At 72.3% G+C, this 12169-nt stretch carries 11 protein-coding genes; 6 read left to right on the top strand and 5 right to left on the bottom strand.

Annotated elements, in window-relative coordinates; all coding sequences use genetic code 11:
* Positions 1–52: 52 nt before the first annotated feature.
* A complete protein-coding gene (locus tag TU30_RS03045) occupies positions 53–700 on the bottom strand; it encodes a ScbR family autoregulator-binding transcription factor (protein ID WP_042164174.1) in 648 nt (215 codons plus the stop codon).
* A gap of 709 nt (positions 701–1409) precedes the next feature.
* On the opposite strand from TU30_RS03045, the gene TU30_RS03040 reads away from it, so the two are divergent.
* The 5 genes from TU30_RS03040 to TU30_RS03020 all read left to right on the top strand — a co-directional run bounded on the left by TU30_RS03040 (position 1410) and on the right by TU30_RS03020 (position 6566).
* The gene (locus TU30_RS03040; RefSeq protein WP_042164172.1) at positions 1410–2423 is read left to right on the top strand and encodes a substrate-binding domain-containing protein; all 1014 of its coding nucleotides are present in this window, start codon (positions 1410–1412) and stop codon (positions 2421–2423) included.
* Between the two features lie 187 nt (positions 2424–2610).
* Positions 2611–5157 (top strand): sensor histidine kinase, encoded by a 2547-nt coding sequence (locus TU30_RS03035; RefSeq protein WP_042164168.1) that lies wholly within the window; start codon positions 2611–2613, stop codon positions 5155–5157.
* 36 nt (positions 5158–5193) lie between these two features.
* Positions 5194–5622: a roadblock/LC7 domain-containing protein gene (locus TU30_RS03030; RefSeq protein ID WP_042164166.1), complete on the top strand. Its 429-nt coding sequence runs from the start codon at positions 5194–5196 to the stop codon at positions 5620–5622.
* Between the two features lies 1 nt (position 5623).
* Positions 5624–5983: a DUF742 domain-containing protein gene (locus TU30_RS03025; RefSeq protein ID WP_042164165.1), complete on the top strand. Its 360-nt coding sequence runs from the start codon at positions 5624–5626 to the stop codon at positions 5981–5983.
* Positions 5970–6566 carry an ATP/GTP-binding protein gene (locus TU30_RS03020; RefSeq protein WP_042164162.1) on the top strand — a complete coding sequence of 199 codons (597 nt, stop codon included), beginning with the start codon at positions 5970–5972 and terminating at the stop codon, positions 6564–6566. The genes TU30_RS03025 and TU30_RS03020 overlap by 14 nt, the downstream gene beginning before the upstream one ends.
* A 150-nt stretch (positions 6567–6716) precedes the next feature.
* On the opposite strand, the gene TU30_RS03015 is transcribed toward TU30_RS03020, so the two are convergent.
* From TU30_RS03015 to TU30_RS03000, 4 genes are all read right to left on the bottom strand, one after another.
* Positions 6717–7673 (bottom strand): ABC transporter substrate-binding protein, encoded by a 957-nt coding sequence (locus tag TU30_RS03015; protein ID WP_042164159.1) that lies wholly within the window; start codon positions 7671–7673, stop codon positions 6717–6719.
* A 104-nt stretch (positions 7674–7777) separates the two neighbouring features.
* The gene (locus TU30_RS03010) at positions 7778–8443 is read right to left on the bottom strand and encodes an ABC transporter permease (protein ID WP_042164157.1); all 666 of its coding nucleotides are present in this window, start codon (positions 8441–8443) and stop codon (positions 7778–7780) included.
* Positions 8440–9153 carry an ABC transporter permease gene (locus tag TU30_RS03005; protein ID WP_042164154.1) on the bottom strand — a complete coding sequence of 238 codons (714 nt, stop codon included), beginning with the start codon at positions 9151–9153 and terminating at the stop codon, positions 8440–8442. The genes TU30_RS03010 and TU30_RS03005 overlap by 4 nt, the downstream gene beginning before the upstream one ends.
* Positions 9150–10274 (bottom strand): ABC transporter ATP-binding protein, encoded by a 1125-nt coding sequence (locus TU30_RS03000; RefSeq protein ID WP_042164151.1) that lies wholly within the window; start codon positions 10272–10274, stop codon positions 9150–9152. The genes TU30_RS03005 and TU30_RS03000 overlap by 4 nt, the downstream gene beginning before the upstream one ends.
* An 869-nt stretch (positions 10275–11143) precedes the next feature.
* Here TU30_RS03000 and TU30_RS02995 point away from each other — a divergent pair.
* Entirely contained in the window at positions 11144–12145 is a 1002-nt protein-coding gene (locus tag TU30_RS02995; RefSeq protein WP_042164149.1) for an NAD(P)-dependent oxidoreductase, read from the top strand.
* Positions 12146–12169: the final 24 nt, after the last annotated feature.

Raw genomic sequence — 12169 nt, 5'->3', positions numbered from 1 at the left:
CGGTGCGGGACGGGCCGCCGGGGCCGGCCTGCGCGGGTCCCACGGCCTCGTGTCAGACGGGGGCGATCTCCCGCTCCAGCCGTGCGGCCAGGCTGAGATAGCGGGCCCTGCGGGTGACCGGGACCAGGCCCCGGATGAGCAGCTGCCACATCTCCGCGGTGCGGCGGGGCTGCCGGGCGACGGGTTCCCGGGTGCGGCCCACGACGCGGGTGCCGATGAAGAAGCAGACGAGGGAGTGGGCCACGACGTCGATGTCGACCTCGGGGTGGACGTCGGACTCCTTGACCGCGCCGACGAGTCGGGCGGTGACGATGTCCATCCACTCGGTGAACGGGTGGGAGAGCGGCGGACGGGGCCGGGCGCCCCCGGTGGCGAGGCGGAGTCCGGCCCGCAGGACGGGATCCTCGGCCGACTGGCGGGCTATGCCGAAGGTGAGGCGCATCAGCGCCTCCAGGGAGGTGTGGCCCCGGATCTCGGTGTCCCTGGCCAGCCTGCGGCAGGTGGCGGACTGGAGCTCCAGGATCGCGTGCGCCAGGTCCTCCTTCGCCGCGAAGTGGAAGTACAGGGCTCCCTTGGTGACGTGGGCGTGCTCGACGATGTCGCTGAGACTGGTCGATTCATAGCCCTGTCGGTCGAACAGATCGGCGGCGGCCGTGATGATCGTCGCGCGGGTCTGCTCGGCGCGTACCTGCCTCGCCATCGACTGAACTCCTGAGCCGGAAAGGAACGGGTCATGCCGTTTGTTTTAACCCCGCGTACACGATAACTCACCCTGAGGCCGCACTCGCCACCCCGGATCCCTCCAGGACGCGGTACACATCCGGCAATTCGGGTGCGGGCGCCGAAAGAAAACAGCGCGTCCGGTATCCGAGTGTGGCAGTCGCGCAGAGGAAAGGGAACGGTGGGCGGCCACGAGGGGAACGCGTCCCCACCGGAGAGGGCGCCGGGGGCGTCCGGCCGGGCGGGCGGCGAGTGGCGAGCGGCAGGTACGGAACCGCCCGGAATCCCGGGGCGCCGGGCCCCGGCCGCCCGCGCCCCGGTCACGGAATCCCGGGGCACGGGCCCGTATTCCGCCCGCGCGCGCCGGTGAACGGCCGAGACCACGAAGGACGTTGGCCGGCGCCGGTTCGTCCGTGCGTCGTGGAGCCGTTTCCGTACCGTCCGCGCGGTTCGGTGCGCGGGGGTGCCGTCCGCCCCCGCCGCCACGGAACCCACCGTTCATCACAATGCGGCAGCGGCGTCTCACTTCCCGTGGCTGATCACTTGACTACCGGCAGGAGGACGCGATTGGCTCCGGTCCCAGCGGGAGTCATCACCCGGTCGGCGTACACATCACGGTTCCGCCCCTGTTCTCGTCCCCTGCTTCCTCCTTCCTCCCCAGCTCGGCGTACAGCGAGGTCCGCTCCCTCATGAACACTCGTCCCCAGGTCCACCGTTTCCCGAGGCGGCCCGTCCCTCTCTCGGCCCTGACGGCGGCCGTCGTCCTGGTGGTGACCGGCTGTTCCGCCTTCGGCACGGCCGACGACTCCTCGGACGCGGAGGACCCGGGCGCGGCCGGCGACGGGACGAGCGTCGTGATGGTCACCCACAGCGGTGAGGGGGACGCCTTCTGGGACCGGGTGAAGAAGGGCGCCGAGGCCGCCGCCGCGAAGGACGGCATCAGCCTCACGTACGTGAGCGACCCGGACCCGGACGGCCAGGCCGAACTCGTGCGCAACGCCGTCCGCGACAAGGTGGACGGCATCGCCCTGACGCTGGCCAAGCCGCAGGCGATGAAGGGGCCGGTGGACGAGGCGCGCAAGGCGGGGATCCCCGTGGTCGGGCTCAACTCCGGCATCGACGCCTGGAAGTCGGCGGGGCTGCTGGAGTACTTCGGTCAGGACGAGGGCGTCGCGGGGCAGGCCGTCGGCAACAAGCTCAACGAGCTGAAGGCCGAGAACGCCCTCTGCGTGGTCCACGAGCGGGGCAACGTCGCACTGGAGGCGCGGTGCGCCGGCGTGCGGAAGACGTTCGACGGAAAGATCGAGAACCTCTACGTGGACGGCTCCGACCAGCGCGCCGTCTCCGGCATCGTCACCGCCACGCTGCGGCAGGACCCGACCATCGACGAGGTCGTCGCCAACGGCGCCCAGTACGCCCTCGCCATGGCCGACGCCGCCGAGGAGGCCGACACCGGGGCGCACGTCGCCACCTTCGACCTCAACGAGGAGCTGGTGGGGGCCGTCCGCAGCGGTGACATCCAGTTCGCCGTGGACCAGCAGCCCTACCTCCAGGGCTATCTCTCCGTGGACGCGCTGTGGTTGTACCGGACCAACGGCAACACCAGCGGCGGCGGGGTGTCGCCGGTTCTCACCGGGCCCGCCTTCGTCACGAAGACCAACGCCGCCTCGGTCGCCGAGTTCGCCGCCAACGGCACCCGGTGACCGGGACATCCCGTGAGGACGTACCCAAGGATTCGGTTACGAACGGGCTGTACGGTCACGTGTGCGGATAACATCCTGCACATCACCTGTGCCGTACCGGACTCACACCCTGCTGACGCGTCCACAGCCCGTTCCCCCCGCCTCCTTCCGCCCGCTTTTCCGATGATCCGACCGCTCTAGGACGACGATGTCTCCACGGACAGGTGCCCGGCGCCGTCTCGGCTCCATACGTCTCTCGCTGGTCCTCCTGGCACTGGTGCCCACCGTCACCCTCACCGCCATGTGGGGTGTGACCACGATCCAGATGTTCTCGGAGGGGCTGCGGCTCCGTTCCCAGACGGAACTGAGCCGGTCGACCGGCGCGATGGGCACCGACGCGACCCTCGCCCTGCAGCAGGAGCGGCGGCTGACCGCCGCCTGGCTGGCCTCGCCGAAAAACTCCCGGGCCGCCCTCGACGCACAGCGCGAGAAGACCGACAGGACGGTGGCCCGGCTGGTCGGACAGGCCGACGCGATCGCCGAGGCACCGGACCGCGTGTCGGACCCGCTGTACTCGGTGCTCGGTTCGGTGGGCAGCCTGGAGTACTACCGGAACCAGGTGGACGCGCCGAGCGACATCACCGCCGAGCAGGCACTCGACCAGTACTCCTCGATCATCCAGGACCAGATCCACGCCTTCCAGGAGCTGTCGCAGGTCGACGACGGCGACCTGACCTCGCAGGCCGGGCCGCTGGTCTCGCTCGAGCAGGCCGCGGAGATGCTCTCCCGGGAGGACGCGCATCTCACCCTGGCCTGGCCGTCCGGGGAGCTCGACGACGAGTCCTGGGCGGGCTTCGCCGAGCTGGTCACCACCCAGCGCTGGCTGGTGGAGGACCAGATCGTGCCGTCCCTGCGCGGCAGCACCAAGACGCAGGCCGAGAAGATCCTGCAGAGCCCCGAGTGGCGGACCCTGCAGAAGGTCGAGGACGCGGTACGCGACTCCCGTCCCACCGCCGAGGGCGGGAGGATCAGCCTGCCGGACGCCCGGAAGCAGTGGGACGCCGCGCTGGACAAGGTCACCCCGCAGTACGCCGCCCTGATCGAGGAGCAGACCGACGCACTGCTCGGCCGCAGTGCCGACGAGGCCCGCGGTCTGCTGCTGACCGCGGCCTCCCTCAGCGCCGGCGGTCTGGTCGCCCTGCTGCTGTGCGTCGGCATGTCGTGGCGGATCACCCGCTCGCTGTCCCGCAGGCTGCGCGGCCTGCGGGAGGCCACCCTCAGCCTGGCCGAGAAGCGGCTGCCCGAGGTCGTGGCCCGGCTGGAGCGGGGCGAGAAGGTCGACGCCGAGTCGGCGACCCCGCCCCTGGACTACGGCCACGACGAACTCGGCCAGGTCGCCCAGGCGTTCAACACGGCGCAGCGCACCGCGGTGCACACGGCGGTCGAACTCGCCGACACCCGGCTCGGTTTCCAGAAGGTCATCCTGGGCATCGCCCGGCAGAGCCAGAACCTGGTCAACCTCCAGCTCAGCAAGCTCGACCTGCTGGAACGCACGCACACCGACCCCGAGGTCCTCAAGGGCCTGTACGAACTGGACTCCACGGCCAGCCAGCTGCGCCGCTACGAGGAGAACCTCGTCATCATCAGCGGCGAGCGGCCCGGCCGTTCGTGGAGCGAGCCGGTCGCGCTGATCGACATCCTGCGCAGCGCCGTCGGTGAAGTCGCCGAGTACCAGAGGGTGGACGTGCACACCGACGAGGAGGTCGCGCTGGCTCCGCCCGCGGTGGCCGACGTCATCCACCTGCTGGCCGAGCTGATCGACAACGCCACGGTCTACTCGCCGTCGCCGAGCCCCGTCGGGGTGCGCGCCGCTCTGGTGGCCAAGGGCCTCGCCGTCGAGATCGAGGACCGGGGCCTCGGCATGTCCGAGGAGGACTACGCCTCGATCAACACCCAGTTGGCCAGTCCTCCGCAGTTCGACGTGGTGGCGCTCGCCGACGACCTCCGGCTCGGCATGTTCGTGGTCTCCCAGCTGGCCCACCGGCACGGCATCACCGTCACCCTGCGCCCGTCGCCGTACGGCGGGACGACGGCGATCGTGCTGGTCCCGCACGCGATCGTGGTGCGGGAGGGCGCACGTGCCCCCCAGGAGGCCGCGTTCGCCGTCGGCGGCGCGGTGAACGGACGCCGCCCGGCGGACGCCGCGGACGGCACGGCCGCTCCGGCGGCCCTCGACGGCCGGGCCACGGGCCCGGCAGGCCCGGCGGACACGGAGCACGCCACGACCGGGGCCGGCACCACCGGCAGGACGTCCGCCACGGACGGCCCGGACGCCCCGGAGACCGGGAGCACCCCGAACACACAGGCGCCCTGGAGCGGGCCGCCGTTGCCGTCCCGCTCCGCGGCCCCCGCACGGACCGCCGCCCGCCCGGCCGGCACCGCTCCCGCACCCCGGCCGAACGGGCTCACCCCGCTCCCCCGCCGGGTGCCGCAGACCAGCCTGGCCGCCGAACTCCGTGAGGAGGCCTCGGCACAGGCCGTCGAGGACGACGCGGCGGACTTCACGGCGGAACACGCCGCCTCCTCCCTCGCCGGCTTCCAGCGCGGCACGTTCGAGGCACGCGACGACGACGCCGGTTCCGACGACGGTTGTGTGCGGCCGGCCGCCGATGACGCCATGACAGCATCCCCAGGGGTGCCCACGGAGGTGCCCGCCGCTTCCCGAGACCTCTCGACACCGCCCGACGACCGCTGAACGCCGACTGCCGAACGCCGAAGAAGGAACACCGTCATGACACGCCCCATACCCGCCACTCACACCCAGCTCGATCAGCTGCTGACCGGACTCGTGGAGCGGGTCGCCGACGTGAACCAGGCCGTGGTCCTGTCCGAGGACGGGCTGGTGGTCAGCAAGTCCACCGGGTTCCTGCGCGACGACGCGGAACGTCTGGCGGCCACCGCGTCCGGACTGATGAGCCTCAGCAAGGGCGTCAGCATGGACTTCCGCGGCGGCCCGGTGCGCCAGGCCCTCATCGAGATGGCCAACAGCTATCTGATCCTGACCTCGGCCGGGCCCGGCGCCCACCTCGTGGTGCTCACCGGCCCGGGCGCGGACGTGGGTGTGGTCGCGTACCAGATGAACATGCTGGTGAAGAAGATCGGCGAGCACCTCAGCGCGGCGCCCCGGGGCACGGCAGGTCCCTCCGACTCCGGCGTGTGAGGTGGGCGGAGGCGATTTCCCGGGCCGGCTCGTCCGACCGTTCACGCTGACCGGTGGCCGGACGCGGCCCAGCCGCGCCGACTTCACGCTCATCACGACGGTGACGACGGTCGAGCCCCAGCCCGAGGCGGCCACCCGGCTGCAGCCCGAGCACACGCGCATTCTGCGGCTGTGCGCGGAGTCCCTCGCGGTGGCGGAACTCGCGGCGCGCCTCGACCTCCCGATGAGCGTGGTCGTGATCATGCTCTGCGACCTGCTGGAGGCGGGCCGGATCACCGTCCGCCCCCCGCACCACGTCACCCGCACCTCCCCGGACCTGGATCTGCTGCAGAAAGTGAGGGACGGCCTTGGCCGGCTCTGACATCACCGCTACGGCGCCCACCGAGCGTCCGGCACCCGACACGGTCAAGATTCTGATCGCCGGGGGCTTCGGCGTGGGCAAGACCACCATGGTCGGCTCGGTCAGCGAGATCGCCCCGCTGCGCACCGAGGAACCGCTGACCATGGCGGGCCTGGGCGTCGACGACCTCGACGGCATCGAGGAGAAACGTGCCACCACCGTGGCGCTGGACTTCGGCCGGATCACCGTCTCCGACGACCTCGTGCTGTACCTGTTCGGCACACCGGGCCAGCAGCGCTTCTGGTTCATGTGGAACGACCTGTCCCTCGGCGCGCTGGGCGCGGTGGTCCTGGTCGATGTGCGCCGGCCCGAGTCCAGCTTCGCGGCGATCGACTTCTTCGAGCGCCGGGGCATCCCGTTCGTCATCGCCGTGAACGGCTTCCACGGGGAGCACCCCTACCCGGTCGAGGACATCCGGGAGTCGCTGGCCCTCCCGGAGGGCGTGCCGGTACTGCTGTGCGACGCGCGGGACCGGACGTCGTCCAGGGACGTGCTGATCGCCCTGCTGGACCGGCTGATCGCCGTCGCCACGCCGTCGGGGTGAGGTGCGGGTCAGGTGCGGGCCAGGTGCGGTGGGGCGCGCCGGGAACGCAGGGGGCGCGGCCCTTTGCGGACCGCGCCCCCCCCGGAGGGAAGAATCGTTGCTCCGGGGACCTCGGCCGGCGAAGCGCCCGGGACGGCCGCCCGTCCCCCGTCAGACCAGTCCGGCCGACTCCAGCCAGGCCTTCGCCACGTCCAGCGGGTCCTTCTTGTCCAGCTGGACCTGGGCGTCGAGGTCGAGCAGGGTCTCGGTGTCCAGCTTGGCGGAGACCTCGTTGAGCGCGTCGACACCCTCCTGGGGGAGGGCGTCCTTGTGGACCAGCGGGGTCACGTTGGCGAATCCGAAGAGGTTCTCCGGGTCTTTCAGGACGACGAACTCCTCCTTCACGATCGTCGGGTCCGTGGTGAAGATGTCCGCCGCCTGCACCTCGTTCCGGGTGAGCGCCGCCTGGGTCAGCGGGCCACCCGCGTCCAGCGCCTTGAACGACTTGAACTCCAGCCCGTAGACGGACTTCAGGCCCTCCAGGCCCTGGCGCCGGGTCTGGAACTCGGGCGAACCGCCGATCACCAGCTCCGGCGCGATGTCCTCGAGGTCGGCGAGCGTCGACGACTCGGTGAGGCCGTACTTCTTGGCGGTCCGGGCGTTGACACCGACCGAGTCCTTGTCCTCGGCCGGCGACGGGTCCAGCAGCGTCAGCTTCTTGTCGAGCTTGGCCTTGACGGCGGTGTTGACGGCCTCCGTGGACTCCTGCTCGGCCTCGGGGTCGAGGTAGGCGAGCAGGGAACCGTTGTACTCGGGCAGAACGGTGATGGAGCCGTTCTTCATCAGACCGTAGGTCGTCTCCCGGCTGCCGATGTTGTGTTTGTAGGTGACCTTGAGGCCCTTGGCCCTGAGTGCCTCGCCGTAGATGTCGGCGAGCAGGGTGCTCTCGGCGAAGTTGTTGGAGCCGACGACGACGGTGCCGGCCTCCGCCTTCTCCTCCTCGAGGGGGTTGTCGGAGGTGTCGCCGGACGAACAGCCCGCGAGCAGCGCCGTCGCGGCGGTGAGCGCGACGGCCGCCGCACCGGTGTGCCTCGTCCTGGACCAGCTGCTCTTGGCGGTATGAGTCATCCACCGATCCAATCCAGCCGCTTCACTCTCCGTCAAGCGCGGCCGGATCACGGTTGGCACTCGTACGCGTCGGACCGTGTGACGAGGCGCCCCGGTGCCCGCTCCTACCGCCTGCGCACCCCGGGTGACACCACGAAGCGTCCCGCCGCCCAGAACAGCGTGAGCGTGACGAGCGCCAGGGCCGCCACCAGGGCGGCACCGCCGACCACCTTCTCGTAGTCGCGCTGGTAGAGCCCGTCGATGATGTACCGGCCGAGGCCGCCGAGGCTGACGTACGCGGCGATGGTGGCCGTGGAGACGATCTGGATGGCCGCCGAGCGCAGTCCGCTGAGGATGAGCGGCAGCGCCACCGGCACCTCGACCTGGAAGAGGATCCGCGACTCGGGCATGCCCATGCCGCGGGCGGCGTCCACCGGGGAGGGGTCCACGGTGCGGACGGCCTCGTAGGTGGTCACCAGGATCGGCGGGACGGCCAGGACGACCAGGGGGATCATCACGGGCAGCAGGCCGAAGCCGATCAGCAGGACCACCAGCACCAGCAGGCCGAAACTGGGCAGGGCGCGGGCGGCGTTGGCGACGAAGGCGAGCGCGTTCCCGCCGCGGCCGGTGTGCCCGGTCAGCAGGCCGACGGGCAGGCCGATCGCGGCGGCGACGGCGAGCGCCAGCAGCGAGTACTGGACGTGCTCGAGGAAGCGCTGCGGAATGCCGTCGTAGCCCTGCCAGTTGGCGCTGTCGGCGAAGAACGCGTGGGCGAAGTCGATGATGTTCACGGGGTCTCGACCTCGGCTTCTTCGCACCATCCCGGACCCACGGCGGACCCGGCCCCGGAGGCGGACCGCGCGCCACGGGGCATCCAGGGCGTGAGCAGGACCCTGAGCAGGACCAGGAGGGCGTCGCACAGGATCGCCAGGACGGCCATGGTGAGCACGGCGTTCACCGCGAGCTCGGGCCGGTCGTACTTCTGCGCGGCCGCGAGCAGGTTGCCGAGGGCTCCCTGGTTGCCGATCAGGGCGCCGACGCTGACCAGGGAGATGCTGGACGCGGTGGCGACCCGCAGGCCGGCGATGATGGCGGGCGCGGCGATCGGCAGCTGCACCTGGGTGTAGCGCCGTACGGGGCCGAAGCCCATGGCGGTGGCGGCGGCCAGGGTCTCGTCCGGTACCGAGCGCACGCCGTCGACGATCGCCGGGATCAGCACCACCAGGCTGTACAGGGCCAGCGGGATCATCACGGTGAGTTCGGTCTGGCCGGTGTAGTCGATCAGGACGACGAAGAACGCCAGGGACGGGACGGCGTACAGCACGGTCGTCAGGCCGAGCACCGGCGGGTACAGCCAGCGGAAGCGGCCGCACAGCTGGGCGACGGGCAGCGCGAGCAGCAGTCCGGCGGCGACCGGGATCAGCGCCTCCCGCAGGTGCACTCCGATCAGGCCGGTCCAGGTGTGCTGGAGGTCGCTGGGGATGTCGAAGAAGCCGTTCATCCGGCGACCTTCTCGTCGCCGGCGCGGCCGTCCTGGTGCGCGGTGCGGATGGCGTCGCCGATGGTCTGCTGGGAGACGACACCCCGCACCCGGCCGGCGTCGTCCACGGCGACGGCCCAGCCGGTCGGGGAGAGCACGGCGCAGTCGAGCGCGACCCGCAGCGAGTCCACGCCGGGCACGAACGGCCGCCCGTAGGGCAGGAGCTGGTCGGTGCGGATGTCCCCGGCGGTCAGCCGGCGCGGCTCGGACCAGCCGAGCGGGCGCCCCTCGTCGTCGGTCACCAGGAGGTGGGCGGCGTCGGCGGCGCCGATCCGCTCGGCGGTGGCGTCCGGCCGGATCACGGTGTCGGTGGCCAGTTCCAGCGCGGCGGTGGTGAGGAAGGAGAGCCGGCGGATGCCCCGGTCGGCGCCGAGGAAGTCCTCGACGAACGCGTCGGCGGGGTCGGACAGCAGTTCGGCGGGCGGCGCGTACTGGGCGAGCCGGCCGCCTTCCCGCAGGACGGCGACCATCGTGCCGAGTGTGACCGCCTCGTCGATGTCGTGGGTGACGAAGACGATGGTCTTGCCCAGCTCCTCCTGGATCCGCAGGAGTTCGTCCTGGAGGCCCTTGCGGACCACCGGGTCGACGGCCGAGAACGGCTCGTCCATCAGCAGCACCGGCGGGTCCGCGGCGAGCGCCCGCGCCACCCCGACGCGCTGCTGCTGGCCACCGGAGAGCTGGTACGGGTACCGCTTGGCCATGGCGGTGTCGAGGCCCACCCGCTCCATCAGCTCCGCCGCCCGCTCCCGGGCCCGCTGCTTGCCCCAGCCGAGCATGCGGGGCACGGTGGCGATGTTGTCGACGATCGTGCGGTGCTGGAACAGTCCGGCGTTCTGGATGACGTACCCCATGGACCGGCGCAGGGTGGTGACCGGCCGGCGCTGGATGTCCTCGCCGTCGAGCAGGATCGTTCCCTCGGTGGGTTCGACCATGCGGTTGATCATGCGCAGGGTGGTCGTCTTGCCGCACCCCGACGGTCCGACGAGGACGGTGACGGAGCGGTCGGGAATCTCCAGGGAGAGCCGGTCGACCGCCACCGTGCCGTCCGGATAGCGCTTCGTGACTGATTCGATCCGTATCAAGACGCCGGATGCCCTTCGGGTGGCTGGAAATTCTGGCCGAGACGGCCGCGCGGTCTGCCGCCGGTCGAGTGTAGACGGCACCTGTGGCACCGCCCGGGGAACGTGCTGTCCGTGTCCCCGGGCCCGTGCGCCCCGCGTCCGTGGCACGACCCGCCCGCCGGACGGGCTGCCCCACGCAGCCACCTGCCCCGCGCCCACCGAGGGAAACGCCCCTGAACCCCGCTGTCCGGAACACCTCCGGGACCGGGTGCCGCAGGAGGAGCGGGGGAGGGCGTACGACTGCCCGTCGCGGACGGCGATCCGCGCGCGCCACCCGGACCGCGCCCTGACGGTGACGCTGCCGGGCGGCGCGGAGTACGGCCACGAGGAGACGACGGCGGGAGGCGGGCGGCGGGCGGCGGGCGGCGGGCGGCGGCAGCCGAGGCCGCGGGTGGACCCACGACGCGTCCGGCCGCTGCTGGACAACCCGTCGGCCAACGCCGCCGTGCACACCCCGCCCGGCGCCCGGGTCGACGTGTCCGTGGCCGTGTCCGGCCCTGACACGGGTCGCCGACGACGGGCCGGGCATCCCGGCCGAGGGCCGGGAGCGGGTGCTCGACCGGTTCCACCGGGTCCGCAGGGCCCGCAGCCGCGGCCGGGCGTCAGCGGACCGGGCCTCGCGGTCGCCAGGTCCCGGCCCGGGCGCACGGCGGCGGGATCGGGCTGGGCACCGGCGGGCGGTGGCAGGCGGCCCCCACCGTACGGCTCCCCCCTCGACGGGCCGGGCCCCGCCGACGGCTGACGCCCTGCCGGACTCCGGGTCTTACGGACCGGTGACGTGCGGGGCGTGGAGCGGCCTTCGGGCGGGGGCGCGGGCCTAGCGTGGCCGTATGCGTGTACTGGTCACCGGCGGTGCCGGGTTCATCGGGTCCCATGTCGTGGAGGTGCTGCGGGCGCGCGGGCACGAGCCCGTGGTGTACGACGTCCGCACCGATCCGGCGGCGGACGTGCGCGACGCCGGCGCCGTGCGCGACGCCCTGTCCGGTGTCGACGCCGTCTGCCACCAGGCGGCGAGGGTCGGCCTCGGCACCGGCTTCGCCGACGCCCCCGCGTACGTCTCCCACAACGACCTGGGCACGGCGGTGCTGCTGGCCGCGATGGAGGCGGCCGGGGTGGGGCGCCTCGTCCTGGCGGGGTCGATGGTGGTGTACGGCGAGGGCCGCTACTCCTGTACCCGGCACGGGGTGGTGCGTCCCGGCCCACGCGCCGTCACCGACCTCGAGGCCGGGCGCTTCGAACCCGCCTGCCCCGCCTGCGGGTCGGCCCTCTCCCCCGGCCCGGTCGGCGAGGACGCTCCCGTCGACCCGCGCAACGTGTACGCGACGACCAAGCTGGCGCAGGAGCACCTGGCCGCCGCCTGGGCCCGGTCGACGGGCGGGACGGCGGTGTCGCTGCGCTACCACAACGTCTACGGCCCCGGGATGCCCCGCGACACCCCGTACGCGGGCGTGGCCTCCTTCTTCCGCTCGGCGCTGGCCCGCGGCGAGGCGCCCCGCGTCTTCGAGGACGGCCGTCAGCGCCGGGACTTCGTGCACGTACGGGACGTGGCGGCGGCCAATGCCGCGGCGCTGGAGGCCGATACGGCGCGGGGCGCGCTCACCGCGTACAACACGGGCAGCGGCACACCCCACACGGTCGGCGAGATGGCCCACGCCCTGGCCTCGGCGTACGGCGGCCCGGAACCGGTGGTCACGGGCGAGTACCGGCTGGGCGACGTCCGCCACATCACGGCCGACTCCACCCGCCTGCGCACCGGTCTGTCCTGGAAACCGGAGACCACCTTCGAGGACGGGATGCGCGAGTTCGCGGCGGCGGGGCTGCGGGGGGACTGAAGTTCCCCCCGGACGGGGGCGGGC

The organism is Streptomyces sp. NBRC 110035 (assembly GCF_000829695.1).
Classification (GTDB): Bacteria; Actinomycetota; Actinomycetes; order Streptomycetales; family Streptomycetaceae; genus Streptomyces.
The sequence above is the reverse complement of the archived record's forward strand: the minus strand, read 5'-3'. Positions and strand labels throughout refer to the sequence as shown.

Coding starts and splice junctions, on each gene's coding strand:
- TU30_RS03045 (WP_042164174.1), bottom strand. CDS start 700: ATGGCGAGGCAGGTACGCGCCGAGCAGACCCGCGCGACGATCATCACG.
- TU30_RS03040 (WP_042164172.1), top strand. CDS start 1,410: ATGAACACTCGTCCCCAGGTCCACCGTTTCCCGAGGCGGCCCGTCCCT.
- TU30_RS03035 (WP_042164168.1), top strand. CDS start 2,611: ATGTCTCCACGGACAGGTGCCCGGCGCCGTCTCGGCTCCATACGTCTC.
- TU30_RS03030 (WP_042164166.1), top strand. CDS start 5,194: ATGACACGCCCCATACCCGCCACTCACACCCAGCTCGATCAGCTGCTG.
- TU30_RS03015 (WP_042164159.1), bottom strand. CDS start 7,673: ATGACTCATACCGCCAAGAGCAGCTGGTCCAGGACGAGGCACACCGGT.
- TU30_RS03005 (WP_042164154.1), bottom strand. CDS start 9,153: ATGAACGGCTTCTTCGACATCCCCAGCGACCTCCAGCACACCTGGACC.
- TU30_RS02995 (WP_042164149.1), top strand. CDS start 11,144: ATGCGTGTACTGGTCACCGGCGGTGCCGGGTTCATCGGGTCCCATGTC.